Here is a 20,602-nt window from a genome sequence, read left to right on the forward strand (position 1 = left end):
CATAAACAATAAAGCCCACCCGACGTACGAGGAACAAGAAGCGACATGGCCGAGCAAGCGATCGAAGGCGGCGTCGAAACTGCGGCTCAGGAGGCCGTCCTCGACAACCTGCCGCCGCTGGAGGCGCTCGCGGGCGTCGAGCGCGAGGTCATGGAATACGACGTCCTGATCGTCGGGGGCGGCCCGGCCGGCCTCGCCGCCGCCATCCGCCTCAAGCAGCGCGCCGAGAAGGACGGCAAGGACATCTCGGTCGCCGTGCTGGAGAAGTCGGCCGAGATCGGCGGCCACATCCTGTCGGGCGCCGTGATCGACCCCAAGGCGCTGAACGAGTTGTTCCCCGACTGGAAGGCTATGGGCGCGCCGCTTGAGACCCCGGTGACCAGGGACCGGTTCATGGTCCTGGGTCCGATGGGCCAGGTCAGCCTGCCGATGGCGATGCTGCCGCCGATGATGCACAACGACGGCTGCTACATCGCCTCCTTGGGCAACGTCACGCGCTGGCTGGGCGAGCAGGCCGAGGGAATGGGCGTCGAGGTCTATCCCGGCATGGCCGCCAGCCATGTCGTCTGGGATGAACCGTCGGGCCGGGTGAAGGGCGTCGTCGCGGGCGTCTTCGGCATCGACAAGCATGGCCAGCCCACCGGCGACTTCCAGCCCGGCATCGAACTGCACGGCAAATATGTCTTCATCGCCGAGGGCGTGCGCGGATCGCTGGCCAAGACCATCATCGCCCGCCACAAGTTGCAGGACGGCAAGTCGCCGCAGAAATACGGCATCGGCCTGAAGGAGCTGTGGCAGGTCAGCCCCGAAAAGCACCAGCCGGGCCTGGCCCAGCACACGACCGGCTGGCCGCTGGACGAGTTCACCGGCGGCGGCTCCTTCATGTACCACTTCGGGGACAACTACGTGGCCATCGGCTACGTCGTGCACCTGAACTACAAGAACCCCTTCCTGTCGCCGTTCGACGAGTTCCAGCGCTTCAAACACCACCCCGCCATCGCCCAGCACCTGGAGGGCGGGACCCGCATCTCCTACGGCGCGCGCGCGATCACCGAGGGCGGGTTCCAGTCGGTGCCGAAGTTGTCCTTCCCCGGCGGCGTCCTGATCGGCTGCTCGGCGGGCTTCGTGAACGTGCCGCGCATCAAGGGCAGCCACAACGCCATGAAGACCGGCATGCTGGCCGCCGACGCCGCCTACGAGGCTGTCATGGTCGGGCGGTCTGGCGACGAGCTGGTCGAATACCAGGCCGCCTACGAGAACAGCTGGGTCTTCCAGGAGCTGAAGCACGTCCGCAATGCCAAGCCCTTCCTGACCAGGTTCGGCACGACCCTGGGCGGGGCGCTGGGCGTCTTCGACATGTGGTTCGGCACCCTCTTCGGCGGCGCCTCGCTGTTCGGGACGCTGAAGCACGCCAAGACGGATGCCGCCTCGACCGAACTCGCCTCGAAGCACAAGCCGATCGTCTATCCCAAGCCGGACGGGAAGCTCAGCTTCGACAAGCTGTCGTCGGTGTTCATCTCCAACACCAACCATGCCGAGGAACAGCCGGCCCACCTGAAGCTGATCGACCCGACCGTCCCGATCCGGGTCAACCTGCCCAAATACGGCGAGCCTGCGCGCCTCTACTGCCCGGCCGGGGTCTATGAGGTCATCTATGCCGACGAGGTGGCGAAGACCGATCCGAAATTCGTCATCAACGCCCAGAACTGCGTCCACTGCAAAACCTGCGACATCAAGGATCCGTCGCAAAACATCGTCTGGACCACCCCCGAGGGCGGCGGCGGCCCGAACTATCCGAACATGTGAATCCTCCCCCGTTGGGGGAGGGGGACCACGAAGTGGTGGAGGGGGCTAGCCACAGACGCCGGAGTCCGGGAAGAGCCCCCTCCGTCTCTCCGCTTCGCTCCGAGCCTTGAGGATCCGCTCGTATACGAGCCGACCGCAAGCCCCCCGATGGGGGAGGAATGTGCCTTGTCGTCGCCGCATAAGCCGGTGAATGTCGGCGACATGCGTCACGCCTCCCTCCGCTCGATCCTCGTCGCCTTCACCGCCCTGACGGCGGCCCCCGCTTTCGCCCAGGCGGCGCCGCCGGTGGCCGACCCGGCGCCGCGGATTCGGGACGTCCTGCCCGAGCCGCCGATCCCCGCTCCCATGATCGTGGTCGGCGAGAACGCGGACTCGCCCGCGCCGACCATCGAGGCCATTCCCCGCGTCTGGTCCCCCGCGCCGCGCGATGACCAGGGGCGCACCGCCTATGGTCTCTACCTCGCCGGCCGGTCCGCCCTCAGCCGCGGAGAGGCCGAGACGGGGTCCGCCTATCTGAGCGCCGTCGAAGCCCTGACGCCGGAACAGCCGGCCGTCCGCGACCAGGCGTTCACCGCCGCCCTCCTGGCCGGGGATCTGGACGTCGCGGCGCGGATCTCGCCGAGTTCTGACGCCACGCCTGCGGCGTTCAGCGAGGCCGGCGCCCTGGTGTCGGTGGTCCAGACCTTGGTGGCGGGCGAGGCTCGCGTGGCCAATGAGGCGCTCAAGATGCGTCCGGTCCTGGCGCCCCATGCCCGCGCCGCCGCCCTGATCGGCCCGTGGATCGCCGCCGCCGCCGGGGACTGGGACACGGCCCTGGCTGAACCCAACCCGACCGGCGACCCGATCACTGTCCTGTTCGGCCGCTACCATCGCGCCCAGCTGCTGGAGCACCGCCGTCGCTACGACGAAGCCGAGGCCGAACTCCAGGGTCTGGCCTTCGATGCCCGCGCCGCCCCCCTGTTCCGCGCCGCCTATGGCGAGTTCCTGGAGCGTCGCGGCAAGCGCGCCGACGCCCTGGCCTTCTACGATACGACCCTGGCCGCCGGTTCTCAGGATCCCGCCATCGTTTCCGCCAAGGCGCGTGTGGACGCCCGGGGCCGGCCCCCGGCGCTCCCCGACTATCGCGACGGCGCCGCGCGCGCCCTGGTCATCGCCGCGCGTCAGGCGTCCAGCGAGAACGCCAACGAGTTCGCGGTCGTCTATCTGCGCCTGTCGCTGAACCTGCAGTCCGAGCCGGGCAGCCTTTATCTGCTGGGTCAGACCCTGGCCAAGGCGAACCTGGACACGGCCTCTAGGGACGCCCTGTCCCAGGTTCCGCGCAGCGACCTGCCCCTCTATGCGGGCGCCCAGGTCGCCCTCGGCCTGAGTCTGGCCGAGGGGCAGCGGCTGGACGAGGCTCTTGCTGCCTTCCAGGCGGCAAGAGAGGCGAACCCTACCGATCCTGGTATCGCTTTTGTCACCGCCGGCCAGCTGCTGCAGCTGGAGCGGTACGACGAGGCCCTGGCCCTGTTGAACGGCCCGCTGCTGGATACGGGGAACCAGGGCGCCAACGTCCGCTTCATGCGCGGCGCCGCCTATGAATCCCTCGGCCGGATCGCCGAGGCGGAGGCGCAGTTGTGGGCGGCCTTGCAGCAAGAGCCGAACGAGCCGTCCTACCTGAACTATCTCGGCTACCTCTGGGTCGACAGCGGCACGCGGGTGGCGGAGGGCGCCGAGATGATCGCCCGCGCCCATGCCGCCGACCCTGACGACGGGAACATCCAGGACAGCCTCGGCTGGGCCCAGTATCGCCAGGGCCAGTTCGACACCGCCGTCGACACCCTGGAGCAGGCCGTCGCCAAGGAGCCCGCCAACGCCGAGATCAACGACCACCTCGGCGACGCCTACTGGCAGGTCGGGCGCCGGCGCGAGGCGGGCTTCCAGTGGAACCGCGTCCTGACCCTGGACCCCGACGACGAACGTCGCGCCGAGGTCGAGCGCAAATTGACCGAGGGGCTGGAGCTCTGACCACGCCCCGGCCCGACACGCTGTCGGCTCTCGCTCCGGCAAAGATCAATCTGTTCCTCCATGTCGCCGTGCCCGGCGCCGACGGTTACCATCCCTTGTCCAGCCTTGTGGCCTTCGCCGACGTCGGTGACCGGGTCTGGGTGACCCAAGCGGATCGCCTGTCCCTGACGGTCACCGGTCCGTTCGCGGAAGCCCTGGCGAGCGACGACGACAACCTGATCCTGCGGGTCATGCGCGAACTGGGACATGTGGCGGGCATCGGCGAGCCGTCTCTGGCCATCACCCTGGAGAAAAGCCTTCCGATCGCGGCCGGTCTGGGCGGCGGATCGTCGGACGCCGGCAGCGCCTTGAGGCTGGCCGCCAGAGCGCTGGGCCCCGACCTGACCGAGGTCGAGCTGGCGCGCATCTCGCGCGTCGCCGGCGCGGATGGTCCCATGTGCCTCGCCGCAAGATCGGCCTGGGCGGAAGACATCGGCGACCGGCTGACCTTCGAGCCCGCGCTTCCGCCGCTGCACGCGGTTCTCGCCAATCCGGGCCGGCCGTCCCCGACCGGGGCGGTATACCGCGCCTACGACGCCGGAGCGACGAGGTCCGCTGACCGTCCCGCCCCACCGGAGGACTGGTCGCCCGCAACCGTGATCGACTGGCTGGTCCGTCAGCGGAATGACCTTCAGTCGCCCGCCGTGTCCCTTGAGCCCGAAATCGGCGCGGCCCTGTCTGCCATGGCCGCGACCGGCGCCCGCCTGACCCGCATGTCGGGATCGGGCGCGACCGTTTTCGGCCTGTTCGACGACGGCGAGAGCGCCAGGCGCGCAGCAGCCAACCTGCGCAGCAACCACGGCCATTGGTGGGTGGAGGCGACGGTGTTGGGCGATGATGCGGCGAAATCTGCACAATAAGGCAAGGTAACGGCATTATCGTAACGGTCGCCCAGAGATGGCCGTGAGAGCGCCCGAAGTTTTGTCCTGGTCCACTAAATAGCAACGCCATGTGGAACCTGTGCCGGGTGAGAGACTTTTACTGGCTTCGTAACACTGAGTAACGGGCCGCGAGCGTATTCTCCTCGGTGGCCTATGCAGCATTGAAAAGGATACTGTCATGCTTCGCACTCGTCTTCTGACCGCCACCGCCGCCGTGGCCCTGTTCGGCGCCGGTTCCGCCTTCGCCCAGACCGCGCCAATGGCGCCGGTTGGCCCTGCCGCCACCCCGCCGGTCGCCGCTGAAGAACCGGTCGAGGCGCCGGCCGCCGCCGCAGCCCAGGCCGCGACGAATGCCGCCGCTTCGACACAAACTGCCGCTGTCGTGGAAAACAATGTGGTGGATGTGCTGCGTGCCAACGGCCAGTTCACGACCCTGCTGGCCGCGCTTGACGCCGCCCAACTGACAGAGACCCTCAGCACCCAGTCGGCGATCTCGATCTTCGCCCCGACCGACGCGGCTTTCGCCGCCCTGCCTGAAGCCGACCGCACGCGTCTGATGGACCCCGCCAACGTCAACGAGCTGCGCCAGGTGCTGCTGTACCATGTGATCGTGGCCGATGTGAACTCGAGTCAGATCGAGGGCGCCAGGGGCGGCGTCCAGACCGCCGCCACCACCGAAGTGCAACTGGACGGCACCGGCGACGCCATCAAGGTCGACAACGCCACGGTGACCACGGCGGACATTGATGCCGGCAACGGTTCGATCTTCATCATCGACCGCGTGCTGAACCCGGCCGACTCTTTGGTCGCCACCGGCGACGCAGAGGCGGCGACGGCTCCTGCAGCCGCTCCCGCCGGTGAGGACGCGGACGCGGCGATCCCGCCGGCTGACGACACCGTCGACGAGGTGACTCCGCCCGTCGCCACAACGACCACGACGCGCCCGGCGACCAGCGTGAACGCGCCGAACGGCCAGCCGGCCGCGACCACGACGACCGTCGCCTCGCCGACCGTGCCCAACCCGACCGACGGTCAGGTCGATGACGAGGACGCCGACGAGGCTCCGACCCCGGCCCCGCGTCCGCAGTCGTAATCTCTTTCCGGGTTGGTTGAGTTGAAAGGCGGCAGACTCTAGGGTCCGCCGCCTTTCTCCTTGCCCAAAAGACTCCCCCGTGGCCGCACCGACAGAACCGCTTGCCTTCCAGGACCTGATCCTGACCCTGCAGAAATACTGGGGCGATCGCGGCTGCGCGATCCTGCAGCCCTATGACGAACAGGTCGGCGCCGGCACCCTGCACCCCGCCACGGTCCTGCGCGCGCTCGGCCCGCGCCCGTGGAAGGCCGCCTATGTCCAGCCCAGCCGCCGCCCCGGCGACGGCCGCTATGGCGAGAACCCCAACCGGCTCCAGCACTATTACCAGTTCCAGGTCATCCTGAAGCCTAACCCCGACGACCTGCAGGACCTCTATCTCGGCTCGCTGCGGGCCATCGGCATCGATCCCAAACTGCACGACATCCGCTTCGTCGAGGACGACTGGGAGAACCCCACCGTGGGCGCCTGGGGCCTGGGCTGGGAGGTCTGGTGCGACGGGATGGAGGTGACCCAGTTCACCTATTTCCAGGGCGTCGGCGGCATCGAGGTCGACATCGTCTCGGGCGAGCTGACCTACGGGCTGGAGCGTCTGGCCATGTATGTCCAGGGCGTCGACAACGTCTATGACCTGAAGTTCACCAAGGAGGGCCTGACCTATGGCGAGGTCTTCCTCGAGAACGAGCGTCAGCAGAGTGAAGCCAACTTCCACGGCTATGACATCGAGGGGCTGAAGCGCCGGTTCGAGGATATGGAGGCGGAATCGACCCGTCTCCTCGCCATGACCGGGCCCCAGGGGCAGCAGCTGGTCCTGCCCGCCTACGACCAGGTCCTGAAGGCCTCACATCTGTTCAACCTGATGGACGCCCGCGGCGCCATCGCCGTCGCCGAACGCCAGAGCTACATCGGCCGCATCCGCGACCTGTGTAAGGCCTGTGCGCTGGCGTATGTCGAACAAGAGCGCGCATCGGCATGACCGCCCCCCATTTCCGTGCATCCCCGCGAAGGCGGGGACCGAGTGCTTTGGGCGACAGGCCTGACCGGCAGAGCGCGAGCCCTCATCCCACGCACCGTGCCTCACAACAGAACTGGATCCCCGCCTTCGCGGGGATGCGCGGATATAATTCGAGCCTGTAATGCCCCAACTCCTCCTCGAACTGTTCTCGGAAGAGATCCCCGCCCGCATGCAGTCGGGCGCCGCGCGCGACCTCGAACGTATGGCGACCGAACGGCTGAAGGCCGCCGGGCTGACGTATGACACCCTGACCACCTACGCCGGCCCGCGCCGGCTGACCCTGGTGGTCGAGGGCCTGCCGGCCGCCACGCCCGAACGCAGCGAGGAGGTGCGCGGGCCGCGGGCCTCGGCGCCGGAACAGGCGCTGGAGGGCTTCCTGCGCAAGACCGAACTGACCCGCGCCGACCTGACCGAGCGGGACGGCTTTTTCTACGGTCTCGTCCGTGAGCCGGGCCAGAAGACGACGGATCTTGTCGCCGACATGGTCGAACAGATCGTGCGCGGCTTCCCCTGGCCCAAGTCGATGCGCTGGGGCGACGGCACGCTGCGCTGGGTCCGGCCGCTGAAGCGCATCCTCGCCGTGTTCGACGGCCGGGTGGTTCCGTTCGAGATCGACGACATGCCGGCCGAAGCCGTCACCGAGGGCCACCGTTTCATGGGGGCGGGCAAGCCGTTCGCGGTCCATGATTTCGCCGACTACCGCGCCAAGCTCGAACAGCATTTCGTCCTGCTCGACTTCGCCGACCGCAAGCTGAAGATCCTCGAGGCCGCCCGCGCCGCCTGCCATGCGCGCGGCCTGGAACTGGTCGACGACGACGGCCTGCTGGACGAGGTCGCCGGCCTCGCCGAATGGCCGACGCCGATTCTGGGCGACAGCGACCCGCAGTTCCTCGACCTGCCGCCCGAGGTCGTGCGTCTGTCGATGAAGGTGCACCAGAAGTATTTTGCGGTGCGCGACCCGGCGACCGGCAAGCTGGCCCCCAACTTCATCGTCGTCGCCAATGTCGAGGCCTCGGACGGCGGCGTGGCGCTTGCCGCCGGCAACAGCCGCGTGCTCTCGGCCCGCCTGAACGACGCCCGCTTCTTCTGGGACGAGGACAAGAAGGTCGGCTTCGACGCCTGGCTGTCGAAACTGAGCGGCGTCACTTTCCACGCTAAGCTCGGCACCCTGGCCGAGCGGACGATGCGCATCGCCGCCCTGGCTCGCGAGATCGCCCCGCTGGTCGGCGCCGATCCGGATCAAGCCGAACGCGCCGCCCGCCTGGCCAAGGCCGACCTCGCGTCCGGCATGGTCGGCGAGTTCCCGGAGCTTCAGGGCGTCATGGGCGGCTACTACGCCCGCGCCTTCGGCGAGCCCGAGGCCATCGCCGACGCCATCCGCGACCACTACAAACCGCAGGGCCCGGCCGACTCGGTCCCGACCGCGCCACTAACCGTCGCCGTCGCCCTGGCCGACAAGCTGGATACGTTGGTTGGTTTCTTCGCCATCGACGAGAAGCCCACGGGATCGAAGGACCCATTCGCGCTGAGGCGGGCGGCGCTGGGGGTGATCCGGCTGGTGCTGGAAGCGAAGGCTCGCATCAACCTCCACTTCATCGCAGTCGAGCATGCCAAACGGATGCTCGGCGCTGGCTACTTGGACGTCGTCGATCGGATTGAGGCTCTTCTGCAGTTTGTGGAAGAGCGGCTCGTTGTGCTTCTCCGTGAACGTGGCTCACGTCACGACATCGCAGCGGCCGCCTTTGCTACGATTGGAACGACTGAGATCTTCATCGACCAACTGGTGGCACGAGTGGAGGCGCTCGACGCCTTCCTGTCGACCGACGACGGCGCCAATCTGCTGGCCGGCTACAAGCGCGCCTCCAACATCCTCAAGGCCGGGGAGAAGAAGGGCGCCGTCCCGACCGGCATGGTCCAGACCGGCCTGCCGAACCAGCCAGAGGCCGAGGTCAAACTCGTCTTCGCCACCGAGGCCGCCCGCACCACCGTCGACGCGGCTCTGGACGCCGAGGACTTCGCCGCCGCCATGACGGCGCTCGCCCGTCTGCGCGCGCCGGTGGACGCCTTCTTCACCGACGTGATGGTCAACTCCGACGTGGCCGAGGAGCGCGACAACCGCCTGAAGCTGCTGGGTCAGGTCCGGGCGGTGATGGGCAAGGTCGCCGACTTCGGACAGGTGGCGGGGTAGGCGCTCAACGTCACCCACCAGACACAGCGACCTCTTCCACGGCCAAGCTGAGACCTTGAGCATACCCGCGCGTTCCGACGGCAACCCGCAGTCAGGACGCCCTCATGCCCACGACCAAAACCTCCACCATCCCCGGCGCCGCCGGCGAGACCCATCAGACCGCCTCGACGCCGGAGACCCGGCTTACGACCAATCACGGCGTCCCCGTCAGCGACAATCAGAACACCCTGTCGGCCGGTCCGCGCGGGCCGCATCTGCTGGAAGACTTCGTCCTGCGCGAGAAGATCCAGCATTTCGACCATGAGCGGATCCCCGAGCGGATCGTCCACGCGCGCGGCTCGGCCGCCCACGGCGTGTTCGAACTGACCGAGAGCCTCGCCGACTACACCACGGCGAAAATCTTGACCGAGGTCGGCAAGCAGACCGAGCTGTTCACCCGCTTCTCGACCGTCGCCGGCGGCGCCGGTTCGGTCGACACGCCCCGCGACGTGCGCGGCTTCGCGGTCAAGATGTACACCACCGAAGGCAACTGGGACCTCGTCGGCAACAACATCCCGGTCTTCTTCATTCAGGACGCCATCAAGTTCCCCGACCTGATCCATGCGGTGAAGATGGAGGCCGACCGGGGCTATCCGCAGGCGGCGTCGGCTCACGACACCTTCTGGGACTTCATCGGCCTGATGCCCGAGAGCACCCATATGATTATGTGGGCCATGTCGGACCGGACCATTCCGCGATCCTTGCGCATGATCGAGGGCTTCGGCGTCCACACCTTCCGGCTGGTCAATGCGGCGGGCGAGGCGACCCTGGTCAAGTTCCACTGGCGGCCGCGTCTCGGCACGCAGTCGACCTGTTGGGACGAGGCGGTCAAGATCGCCGGCGCCGACCCGGACTTTCACCGCCGCGACCTGTTCGAGGCCATCGACGCGGGCGACTTCCCCGACTGGGATCTGGCGGTCCAGCTGCTGACGCAGGAACAGGCCGACGCCCTGCCGTTCGACGTGCTGGATTCTACCAAGCTGATCCCCGAGGAACTGTATCCCCTGCGGGTCATCGGCAAGATGACGCTGAACCGCAACCCGGACAACTTCTTCGCCGAGACCGAACAGGTCGCCTTCCTGCCCACCAACATCCCGCCGGGCATCGACTTCTCGGAGGACCCGCTGCTGCAGGGCCGGCTGTTCTCCTATCAGGACACCCAGCTGTCGCGTCTGGGAACGGTCAACTTCCACCAGCTGCCGATCAATCAAGCCAAGGGCTGCCCGTTCCAGAACATGCAGCGCGACGGACAGATGCAGATGGCCGTGCCCAAGGGCCGCGCCAACTACGAGCCCAACAGTCTGTCGCAGGCCGGAGAGGACGGCGGTCCGCGCGAGGATCCGAAGGGCGGCTTCCGCTCGTTCGAGCAGCCGGTCGAGGGGACCAAGATCCGAATCCGCGCCGAGACCTTCGCCGATCACTATTCGCAGGCGCGGCTGTTCTTCCTCAGCCAGACCGACATCGAACAGGCCCACCTCGCCAGCGCCCTGGTGTTCGAACTGTCCAAGGTGACGATGGACCATGTCCGCGACCGGGTGCTGGGCAACCTCCAGAACGTGGACGCGGCCCTGGCCCAACGCGTCGCCGACGGCCTGAACGTCAAACTGCCCGCCGCCAATCCGGCCGCCAGCGCGCCCTGTGACATGGACGCCTCGCCGGCCCTGCGGATCGTCGGCAAATATCCGGACACCCTGAAAGGCCGTGCAGTCGGCATCCTTGTCACCGACGGCGCGGACGGCGCAGTCATCGACGCCGTCAAGGCAGCGGCCGAAGGCGCGGGCGCGACGGTCAAGATCGTGGCCCCCAAGATCGGCGGCGTGACCCTGAAAGGCGGCAAGAAGCTCAAGGCCGACGGCCAGCTGGCCGGCACGCCTTCGGTGGTGTTCGACGCCGTGGCTCTGGTCCTGTCCGAGGCCGGTTGCGCCGAACTGGCGAAGGTGGGGGCCGCCATCGACTTCGTGGCCCACGCCTTCGGCCACCTGAAGGCCATCGGGTTCACGGCGGAGGCTCAGGCCCTGCTGGACAAGGCCAATGTGGAGGCGGACGACGGCGTCGTCGATCTGGCGGATGGCGCCGAGGCCTGGCTGGCTCCTGCGGCCACGCGCCAGTGGGACCGCGAGCCCAAGGTCCGCATGCTGGCCTGATGTTGGATTCCGGCGTCTCTTGCCCGGGAGACGCCGGAACCCAAACAACCCATCACCCTTTGTTACAGCCCGGCCTCGCCTTCGCGTCCGCAGCATTGTAGTCAAGGCCGCACGCGAGCGGGGTCAACCCGCCGGTCACGACACGACTTCAAAGGACTACCGATGACTCAGTGGGTGTACGGCTTCGGCGGCGGGTCCGCCGACGGCGATGCGTCGATGAAGAACCTGCTCGGCGGCAAGGGTGCAAACCTCGCCGAGATGGCCAGGCTGGGCCTGCCGGTGCCGCCGGGCTTCACCATCACGACCGAGGCCTGCGTCCACTATTTCTCGAACGCCAATGCCTATCCCGCCGATCTCGCCGAACAGGTCGCCGCCGGTCTGAAGACCGTAGAATCGGTGGTCGGAAAGACCTTCGGCGATGCCTCGAACCCGCTGCTGGTCTCGGTCCGCTCCGGCGCCCGCGCCTCCATGCCGGGGATGATGGACACGGTCCTGAACCTCGGCCTCAATGACGAGACGGTCGAGGGCCTGGCCAGATTGTCGGGCGATCGCCGCTTCGCCTTCGACTCCTATCGCCGCTTCATCACCATGTATTCGAACGTGGTCCTCGGCCTGTCCCACGACGATTTCGAGGAGGTTCTGGACGACCACAAGGACCGTCTGGGCGTCACCGTCGACACCGACCTGTCGGCCGCCGACTGGGAAAAGGTCGTCGCAGAATACAAGATCGTCGTCGAACGCGAGCTGGGCAAGCCGTTCCCGCAGGACCCGCACGAACAGCTGTGGGGCGCGGTCTCGGCCGTCTTCGCCAGCTGGATGAACGACCGGGCGAAATTCTATCGCCGCATGCACGACATCCCCGAAAGCTGGGGCACGGCCGTCAACATCCAGTCGATGGTGTTCGGCAATATGGGCGAGACCTCGGCCACAGGCGTCGCCTTCACCCGTAACCCCTCGACCGGCGAATCGAAACTCTACGGCGAGTTCCTGATCAATGCCCAGGGCGAGGACGTCGTCGCCGGCATCCGCACGCCCCAGTCCCTGACCACCGCCGGCCGCGAGGAAATGGGCGAGACCGCCCCCTCGATGGAAGAGGCCATGCCCGTGGTCTTCGCCCAGTTCGTGGATGTGGTCGGCACCCTGGAACGCCACTATCGCGACATGCAGGACATCGAGTTCACGGTCGAACAGGGCCGGCTGTGGATGCTGCAGACCCGCAACGGCAAGCGCACCGCCAAGTCGGCGCTAAAGATCGCCGTCGACCTCGCTGCCGAGGGGGTGATTTCCCAGGAAGAGGCCATCAGCCGGGTCGAGCCCTCGGCGCTCGACCAGCTGCTGCACCCGACGCTCGATCCCAACGCGACCCGCCACGTCGTGGCCGCTGGTTTGCCTGCCAGCCCGGGGGCCGCCACCGGCAAGGTCTGTTTCGACGCCGACGAGGCCGAACGGCTGAACCAGCTCGGCGACGCCGTGATTCTGGTGCGTGAGGAGACCTCGCCGGAGGACATTCACGGCATGCATGCAGCGCGCGGGATCGTCACGGCGCGCGGCGGCATGACCAGCCACGCGGCTGTGGTCGCTCGCGGCATGGGCCGCCCCTGCGTCTCCGGCGCCGGCGAGATCCACATCGACGAGAAGGCCCAGACCTTCACTGCGCGCGGTCGCGTCTTCAAGGCGGGTGAGATCATCACCATCGACGGGTCGAAGGGCGAGGTTCTGGACGGCGCCGTGGCCATGATCGAGCCCGAGCTGACCGGCGATTTCCAGACCCTGATGGCCTGGGCCGACAAGGTCCGTCGCCTGCGGGTGCGCGCCAATGCCGAGACCCCGCTGGACGCCCGCACCGCGCGGGGCTTCGGGGCCGAGGGCATCGGCCTGTGCCGGACCGAGCACATGTTCTTCGACGAGGCCCGGATCGCCGCCGTGCGCGAGATGATCCTGGCCGACGACGAGGCCGGCCGCCGCACGGCGCTGAACAAGATCGAGCCGTTCCAGAAGTCGGACTTCGTCGAGCTGTTCACCATCATGGCCGGCCTGCCGGTCACCGTGCGCCTGCTCGACCCGCCGCTGCACGAGTTCATCCCGCACACGGACGAGGACATCGACGCCCTGGCGGCGACCTCGGGCATCGACGCCGCCAAGCTGAAGCGCCGCGCCCGCGAACTGCACGAGACCAATCCGATGCTCGGCCACCGCGGCTGCCGTCTGGGCGTCGCCTATCCCGAGATCTACGAGATGCAGGTGCGGGCCATCCTCGAGGCCGCGCTGGAGGTGAAGAAGACCGCCGCCGAGGCCCCGATCCCGGAGATCATGCACCCGCTGGTCGCCATGGGTCTGGAGATGAAATATCTCCGCGAGCTGACTGACCGTGTGGCCCGCGATGTCTTCGCCAAGGCCGGCGACAGCGTCGACTATCTGGTCGGCACCATGATCGAACTGCCCCGCGCGGCCCTGCGCGCCGGGGACCTGGCCGAACACGCCGAGTTCTTCTCCTTCGGCACCAACGACCTGACCCAGACGACCTTCGGCATCAGCCGGGACGACTCCGGCCGCTTCCTGCAGGCCTATATGGACAAGGGCATCTTCGAGACCGATCCCTTCGTCCGCCTCGACCAGGACGGGGTCGGCGACCTGATCCGTATCGCCGCCGAGCGGGGCGGGGCGGCGCGTCCGGGCATCAAGATGGGGATCTGCGGCGAGCACGGCGGCGACCCGTCCTCGATCGCCTTCTGCGAGACCGTCGGCCTCGACTACGTCAGCTGTTCGCCCTATCGCGTGCCGATCGCGCGTCTGGCGGCGGCCCAGGCGGCCCTGGTCGCGCGCGGCGCCGAGGCCCGCGAAAAGGATCGGTAGACGCTTCCTTCTCCCCTTGCGGGAGAAGGTGGCCGAGCGCAGCGAGGTCGGATGAGGGGTCACTCCAACACTGGAGGTCAGAGTTGCCAAATCCCATCCCGACCGTCTGTGTGACCCTTCATCCGTCAGCCTTCGGCTGCCACCTTCTCCCGCAAGGGGAGAAGGAAGCGTGAGAATCGCCGTCGTCGGCCCGGGCGCCATCGGCGGCACGGTCGCGGCCTGGCTGTCTCACAGCCCGTTCGTCTCGTCGGTCACCCTGTGCGCCCGCACCCCGCTCGACCGGCTGGTGGCCGAGGCCCCCGACGGGCGCCTGATCGAGGCCAGCCCCCGCGTCGTCATCAAACCCTCTGAAATCGTCGCCCCCGTCGATTGGGTCATGGTCGCCACCAAGACCTATGACGTCGCCGCCGCCTCACGCTGGCTGGCTCCGCTGGTCGGCCCCGACACCCATGTCGCCGTGCTCCAGAACGGCGTCGAACACGTCGAACGGTTCGCCCCGTTCATCGCCGCCGACCGGATCGTGCCCGTCGTCGTCGATATTCCGGCCGAGCGCAGCGCCCCTGGCCGCATCCAGCACCGCCGCGACGGAACGATCGTCGTCCCGGCCGGGGAGGCGGGCGAGGCCTTCGCCGCCCTGTTTGCCGAAAGCGTCATTGCCGCCTCGACCACCGACGACTTCACCACCGTCGCATGGACCAAGCTGGCCCTGAACTGCGCCGGCGCGGTCAACGCGCTGACCGGTCTGCCGGGCGGGGTGGTGCGCGAGGCGGGCGTCGCCGACCTCATCCGGGCCATGGTGCGCGAATGCGTCCTGGTCGGTCGGGCGGTCGGGGCGGATCTGGGCGACCATATTCCCGACTGGGTCGTCGAGCGGGCCGAGACCTCCCCGCCGGACTCCGTGAACTCCCTGCTCGGCGATCGTCTGGCGGGTCGGCCGATGGAGTGGGACGCCCGCAACGGCGTCATTGCCCGTCTGGGCGCGGCGCATGGCATCCCCGCTCCGTTGAACGCCATGGCCGCGACCCTGCTGTCAGCGACGAAATAGGGCAGCAAAGCGGCCAGTATAACGCCGTCTGTGCTTCGTCGCGCACAGTTGCCATCGTGTAATGAGCGGGCCTTGGAACGGCCCTGCTCTATACATACTTGAGCTCTCGCTGGATGGGGCCGGGACAACAGTCCCGCATCTCGGAGTTAAAGAAACTATGCGTAACATTCTTCTCGCAACCGCCGCCATTTCACTGTTCGCTGTTCCGGCAATGGCCCAGACCGTTTCCTCGCCTCAGTGGTCGGGTTCGGTCGGATACACCGCGCTGGACGGCGACAACGTCGATCTCGGCGCGATCACGGGTCGGGCCACCGCCCGTCTGCACCCGAACTTCGCCGTCGAAGGCGAAGCCTCCATCGGCGTCAAGGACGACGACATAACCGTGGCCGGCGTGAACGGCTCGGTGGAACATGACTATGACGCCGCCCTCTATGCCGTGGGCGTCGTGCCGGTGAGCCCGAACTTCGAACTGTTCGGCCGGGTCGGCTACGGCACCACCTCGATCAAGGCCGACATCGCCGGCGTCAGCGCCCAGGAAGACGGCGAAAGCGTCAACTACGGCGTCGGCGGCACCTACTATCTGAACGCCCAGAACGGCCTGCGCGCCGACTGGACCCGCCGCGACTTCACCGACGACAACGGCGGCGAAATCGACACCTACGGCGTCAGCTACGTGCGTCGTTTCTAATAAAAGGCCGTCTCCTCCCTGCGCCGAAGGCGTGGGGAGGTGGCTCGCAGCGAAGCGGAGAGGCGGAGGGGATCTTGCGGTGCGAAGAACCCCTCCGTCAGCTCGCAAGGGGCTCGCTGCCACCTCTCCATCGCTGCGCGACAGGGAGGAGACAATCGGCGTCAGCCTGGCTCTGCGATCAGCGCCCAGCGCATCGACCCGTCGCCAAACGGCCGGGTGAACCATTCCGAATAACGTTCGAAGGCCTCGACCACCGCCTGCCTCAGGTCCTGGGTCACGGGTTCGCCGCGCTGACGCTTCAGGGCCGCGACACAGTCTATGACGACGTTCTGGTGCGCCGAACCGCCGAGCGATTTCAGCACCATCGCGACGTCTCGTGCGAGGGCTTCCAGGAAATTGGGTTTGGCGGGCGCTTGGCTCATCGGGGACTCCGTGCCGCTCGGCGTCTGGTTGCGAATACCTCCCAGACTCCCGCAGCAGGCGCAAGCTATGCCGATGTTCGCCGGGTCATCACTTCGTGATCAGCGCTTCCTGACGAACACGGTCCCGGCCGAATAGCCCGCGCCGAAGCTGCAGATCAGTCCCGTCTCCCCCGCCGCGATCCCGTCGTGATGCAGGTGGAAGGCGATGATCGATCCCGCCGAGGAGGTGTTGGCGTATTCGTCCAGGATGATGATGTTCTCGTCCTCGGCGGGGTCGCGGCCCAGGACCTTGCGGCCGATCATCTGGTTCATGTTGATGTTGGCCTGGTGCAGCCACATCCGCTTCAGGCCGGTGGGCTCGATGCCCAGGTCTCCCGCGTGGTCGATGATCATCTCCGAGACCATCGGCACCACGTCCTTGAAGACCTTACGGCCTTGCTGGATGAACAGCTTGTCGTCCTGCTGGCCGGCGGTCCGGTCGCCCCCAGAAGCGGCGCCCGTCTCCAGCGCCCAGCGGTTCAGGAAGCCGAAATTATTGCGGATGTTGTTTGAGAAGACGGTCTTCAGCCGCGTGCCCAGAACGTCCCAGCCGCCGGGCCCGGCGGTGTCCGAGCTCTCTACGATTACGGCGGTGCAGACATCGCCGAAGATGAAGTGGCTGTCGCGGTCGGTGAAGTTCAGGTGCGCCGAACAGACCTCGGGGTTGACCATCAGGACGGCCTTGACCGAGCCGCCGGCTATGAAGTCCGCCGCCGTCTTGATGCCGAAGGTCGCCGAACTGCAGGCCACGTTCATATCGAAGCCGAAGCCCTCGATGCCCAGTGCCTGCTGCACCTCGACCGCCAGGGCCGGATAGGGGCGGGGCATGTTGGAGGCGGCGCACAGGACCGCGCCGATCTCCGAGACCGGCTTGCCCCAGGCCTCGATCGCCTGACGCGCGGCCTTGACGGCCATTTCGGCCATGATCGACAGTTCGTCGTTGCCACGCTCGGGGATGCGCGGCGCCATCCGTTCGGGGTCGAGTACGCCGGTCTTGTCGAGGACGAACCGGCTCTTGATCCCGGACGCCTTCTCTATGAACTCGACCGAGGAGGGCGTCAGGGCGGCGACATCGCCCTCGGCAATCTGCAGGGCATGATCCCTGTTCCAGCGCTGGGCCCAGGCGTTGTAGGCCTCCACCAGTTCGGCGTTCGAGATCGACTGTTCAGGAGTGAACAGGCCGGTGGCGGCGATGACGGCGTGGGTCACGAGTGGTGCGTTTCCTGTTTCATCCCCCCGTGCACCCCGGCGAAGGCCGGGGTCCAGATCACAGGCTCGAACGGTTGGAGCAGCATTGGAAACACTGACCCTGGAACCGGGAATGCCATCTGGACCCCGGCCTTCGCCGGGGTGCACGGTGAGAAGGGACCCAATGTAGATTGGGCCTCTGCGTGAACCTTCAATAGGCCGGTGGGGGGCGTCGGTCGAGACTGGCGAGGATGCCCTTGCACCAGCGCGCGATCTGGTGCGGCGGCGCCTCTGGCGGAGGGTCGTTTCGGGCGGCGATCAAGGCGGTCACCAGATCCTCGGCCTCGCAGGGCCAGCCCTCCGGCGTGACATAGATCGGGTACTCGATCAGGGCGGCGGCCACGAGTGCGTCCAGGCTCGCCAGGCGCGTCCGGCGCTCGTAGGTCATCCTATCCTGCGTCAGTCCCCAGCCGCCGTAGAAGGGTCGGCCATAGGTCGCCACGGTCTTGCCGCGCAGCAGGGCCTCGAACCCCGACAGGGACGTCAGGGTCGCCAGCACGTCGCAGGCTTCCAGACAGTCGATGATGTCGAAGCCGTCCGCCGTCGCGTCCACGGCATGGATGGCTGAGGCTTCCAGCATTCCGGGCCGGTTGCCGCTCATGACGTCGGGATGGTTGCGATAGATCAGGAAGGCGTCAGGGAAGTCCGCCCGCGCCGCCTCGGCCAGGCCGGAGTTGGTGCGGATGTCGCCGCAGCCCTTGAGGATCGACTTGTCGTTCTCGACCTGGCCGACGACCAGCACCTTGCGACGGTCCTTCGGCCAGTCCGGCCGCGCAGAACCGCCCGCGAGATTGTATTTCGACAGGCCGGCCTCGACGACGCGCCGGCGCAGGACGGCCGCGCGCGCCTCCAGAACGGGCGACTGCGCGCCAGCCTCGATCAGGCTCTCCAGCCGCGAGCGCCGGCTCGGGTCGTAGTAGACGCCCTCGTCATCCAGGGCGACGCTGAGCGCCCCGAAGAAGTCCGAGCCCAGCCCGCGCGAGCGGATGAAACCATCCTCCATCCGCACGACGGGCGCGGTCGTGGTCTCTGCGACACCCGCGATCTCCGGCGTCTCCTTGCCCGCCCAGTAGATCAGCCGCCCGCCGTTCTCCTCGGCCTTCGCCGCCGCTCTGCTGGCGGAGGAGAAATACTTCATCGTCGTGCGCGGGCCGTTCAGCAGCCGCCGGATCGGCGGGCGTTTGGCCGGCGAGAAACCGACCCCCGCCCAGTAGCCCGCCAGCCGCTCGGCCCGGTCCCGCAACGAAATCAGCCGATCCACCGCGGCCTCGGCCTCGCAGCGTCGGCCAGTCACGGGGTCGACGTAGCGGGGGTAGGCGATCAGGGCGGCGGCGGCGACGGTCTCCAGGTCGCGCGCGACCCCGCGTCGTCCGGTCTGGACCTCATCGGTCGTCAGCCCCCATCCCGAATAGAAGGGGGCGCCGAAACAGCGGACAGGCAGGCGCCGCAACAGGGCCTCGAATCCCAATGCGGAGGTCACGCACCAGACCTCATCCACCTCGGCCAGAAGCTCAACCGGCCGAACGTCTGTATCCAGCAAGGTCACGCCGGTCAGGCCCGCTTCGGCGATACAGCCCTTCTTCTTTCCCGCCGCCACGGCGGGGTGACGCTTGACGATCAGCTGGGCGTCGGGCCGTTCCGTCCTGGCCGTTCGCACCATGTCGGCGAAGCTCTGCGGCCCCGCCAGCCCATAGCCGATCGAGGCATCGCCCTCCGTCTGATCGACGAGCAGGATACGGGGCCCGGGCTTCAAAATCGACCGGTCCAGCGGGCCGCCCATGTTGGTTTTGGACAGGCCTGAGGCCACCACCTTGTAGATCAGCGCCGCCGACCGCGCGCGCATCCCGGCGTCGCACCACTCCGGCGCCGTCTCAATCAGCCGTTCCAGTCGCGAGGGCCGGGTCGCATCGTAATAGACCCCGATGTCGTCGGCGATCAGGCTCAGTGACGCCGCCCCGGTCTCGCCCAGGCCGATGGAGCGCAGGAACCCGTCCTCGAGCGCCAGATAGGGCAGGTTCCGGCTCTCGGCCCGCTTGCGGCCGACGGTCGACGTCGGCTTCAGGCCCCAGCCCACGATGGCGTCTACGGCCGCGAACGGGCTGGCCTTCAGATCGAGCTCAGGCAGGAAGGTCCGCAGGAATGGAACGTCAAGGATGCCCGGAGAACAGACCCAGGTCCGCCGGGGCGAACCGCCGCGTGCGTCAGTGCTGAGGGGGACAGGGTGTTGCAACCGTTACGCTTTCGCCGAGCTCGGCTATCGCTCTATCGGCTCGCGGCGGCGCGCGCCAGCAGCGCCTGTGCGCGTGCGAGATGAAGGCGCTCGACCATGGCGTCGGCGAGGCGGATCGCGCCCGATCCCTCCGCCCCCGGAGCGGCGAAGGCATCGACGATAGCCTGCGCCTGCGTAATCTCGTCCGGGCTCGGAGCAAAGGCCGCGTTGGCCGCTTCGATCTGGTTCGGGTGGATCAGGCTCTTGCCGTCGAAACCATACAGGCGGCCCTGAGCGCACTCGGCCGCCAGCCCCTCCGGGTCGCTCAGACCGTTGAACACCCCGTCGATCGCCGCCAGCCCGTTGGCCCTCGCCGCCGCCACCGTCGCCGCCAGCCAGGGCTTCAGGGGTTCGCGATCCTGCGAAGGCCCGGTCCCCAGCGTCGCCGCGAGGTCGTTGGCCCCCAGCATCAGCGCCTTCAATGGCCCTCCCGCCGCCGCGATGTGCGCGAAATTCAGCAGCGCCCGGGGCGTTTCGATCATGGCGCACAGCCGCACGCCTTCATCCATGCGCGCGTCATAGGCGTCGATCAGGCCCGGCTCCTCGACCTTGGGTGCGATGATCCAGTCCAGAGGGAGCCCGGCCAGAGCCTCCAGATCGGTCTCGCCCCAGTCGGTCCCCAGCGCATTGACCCGCACCCCGACCGCGCCCTTGAAGCCGCCGGCCTTCACGGCGGCGACCGCAGCGGCCCGCGCCTCGGCCTTCATCTCCGGCGCGACCGCATCCTCCAGGTCCAGAACCGCCAGATCACAGCTCAGGCCGCGCGCCTTCTTGACGGCGCGCGGATTGGAAGCGGGCAGGAACAGCAGGCTGCGGGGGGCGTCCACGC

General features: G+C 67.8%; 14 protein-coding genes. 10 read left to right on the top strand and 4 right to left on the bottom strand.

The annotated features are described in order from the left end of the window. Window positions 1–150 precede the first annotated feature (150 nt). The 10 genes from ACP7AU_RS09855 (at window position 151) to ACP7AU_RS09900 (ending at window position 15,795) form a co-directional block, all read left to right on the top strand. Window positions 151–1,806 carry an electron transfer flavoprotein-ubiquinone oxidoreductase gene (locus ACP7AU_RS09855; protein ID WP_426051307.1) on the top strand — a complete coding sequence of 552 codons (1,656 nt, stop codon included), beginning with the start codon at window positions 151–153 and terminating at the stop codon, window positions 1,804–1,806. Window positions 1,807–1,971: 165 nt separating this feature from the next. Beyond that, on the top strand, window positions 1,972–3,813 hold the full coding sequence (locus ACP7AU_RS09860; RefSeq protein WP_426051289.1) for a tetratricopeptide repeat protein: 1,842 nt from the start codon (window positions 1,972–1,974) through the stop codon (window positions 3,811–3,813). A 20-nt stretch (window positions 3,814–3,833) separates the two neighbouring features. Further along, the gene (locus tag ACP7AU_RS09865) at window positions 3,834–4,712 is read left to right on the top strand and encodes a 4-(cytidine 5'-diphospho)-2-C-methyl-D-erythritol kinase (protein WP_426051308.1); all 879 of its coding nucleotides are present in this window, start codon (window positions 3,834–3,836) and stop codon (window positions 4,710–4,712) included. A gap of 199 nt (window positions 4,713–4,911) precedes the next feature. Further along, on the top strand, window positions 4,912–5,826 hold the full coding sequence (locus ACP7AU_RS09870; protein ID WP_426051290.1) for a fasciclin domain-containing protein: 915 nt from the start codon (window positions 4,912–4,914) through the stop codon (window positions 5,824–5,826). 79 nt (window positions 5,827–5,905) lie between these two features. Then, a complete protein-coding gene (locus tag ACP7AU_RS09875) occupies window positions 5,906–6,799 on the top strand; it encodes a glycine--tRNA ligase subunit alpha (RefSeq protein WP_426036844.1) in 894 nt (297 codons plus the stop codon). Window positions 6,800–6,959: 160 nt separating this feature from the next. Next, window positions 6,960–9,026, top strand: a complete 2,067-nt coding sequence (glyS, locus tag ACP7AU_RS09880) for a glycine--tRNA ligase subunit beta (protein ID WP_426051291.1) — start codon at window positions 6,960–6,962, stop codon at window positions 9,024–9,026. Window positions 9,027–9,130: 104 nt separating this feature from the next. Further along, window positions 9,131–11,209 (top strand): catalase, encoded by a 2,079-nt coding sequence (locus tag ACP7AU_RS09885; RefSeq protein WP_426051292.1) that lies wholly within the window; start codon window positions 9,131–9,133, stop codon window positions 11,207–11,209. A gap of 162 nt (window positions 11,210–11,371) precedes the next feature. Continuing rightward, a complete protein-coding gene (gene ppdK, locus ACP7AU_RS09890) occupies window positions 11,372–14,062 on the top strand; it encodes a pyruvate, phosphate dikinase (protein ID WP_426051293.1) in 2,691 nt (896 codons plus the stop codon). 169 nt (window positions 14,063–14,231) lie between these two features. Beyond that, window positions 14,232–15,107, top strand: a complete 876-nt coding sequence (locus tag ACP7AU_RS09895; protein WP_426051294.1) for a 2-dehydropantoate 2-reductase — start codon at window positions 14,232–14,234, stop codon at window positions 15,105–15,107. A gap of 157 nt (window positions 15,108–15,264) precedes the next feature. Beyond that, window positions 15,265–15,795 (top strand): porin family protein, encoded by a 531-nt coding sequence (locus tag ACP7AU_RS09900; RefSeq protein ID WP_426051295.1) that lies wholly within the window; start codon window positions 15,265–15,267, stop codon window positions 15,793–15,795. Window positions 15,796–15,956: 161 nt separating this feature from the next. Here ACP7AU_RS09900 and ACP7AU_RS09905 read toward each other — a convergent pair whose 3' ends face one another. The 4 genes from ACP7AU_RS09905 to ACP7AU_RS09920 all read right to left on the bottom strand — a co-directional run bounded on the left by ACP7AU_RS09905 (window position 15,957) and on the right by ACP7AU_RS09920 (window position 20,600). Beyond that, on the bottom strand, window positions 15,957–16,217 hold the full coding sequence (locus ACP7AU_RS09905) for a hypothetical protein (RefSeq protein ID WP_303695313.1): 261 nt from the start codon (window positions 16,215–16,217) through the stop codon (window positions 15,957–15,959). Between the two features lie 99 nt (window positions 16,218–16,316). Then, on the bottom strand, window positions 16,317–17,465 hold the full coding sequence (locus tag ACP7AU_RS09910; RefSeq protein ID WP_426036856.1) for a beta-ketoacyl-ACP synthase III: 1,149 nt from the start codon (window positions 17,463–17,465) through the stop codon (window positions 16,317–16,319). 190 nt (window positions 17,466–17,655) lie between these two features. Continuing rightward, complete coding sequence (locus ACP7AU_RS09915; protein ID WP_426051296.1) at window positions 17,656–19,734, bottom strand: capsular polysaccharide biosynthesis protein; 2,079 nt, start codon at window positions 19,732–19,734, stop codon at window positions 17,656–17,658. Window positions 19,735–19,766: 32 nt separating this feature from the next. After that, window positions 19,767–20,600, bottom strand: a complete 834-nt coding sequence (locus ACP7AU_RS09920; RefSeq protein WP_426036860.1) for an HpcH/HpaI aldolase/citrate lyase family protein — start codon at window positions 20,598–20,600, stop codon at window positions 19,767–19,769. Between the last annotated feature and the right edge of the window lie 2 nt (window positions 20,601–20,602).

It is taken from the genome of Brevundimonas sp. SL161 (assembly GCF_049896985.1).
In the GTDB taxonomy this organism is placed as follows: domain Bacteria; phylum Pseudomonadota; class Alphaproteobacteria; order Caulobacterales; family Caulobacteraceae; genus Brevundimonas.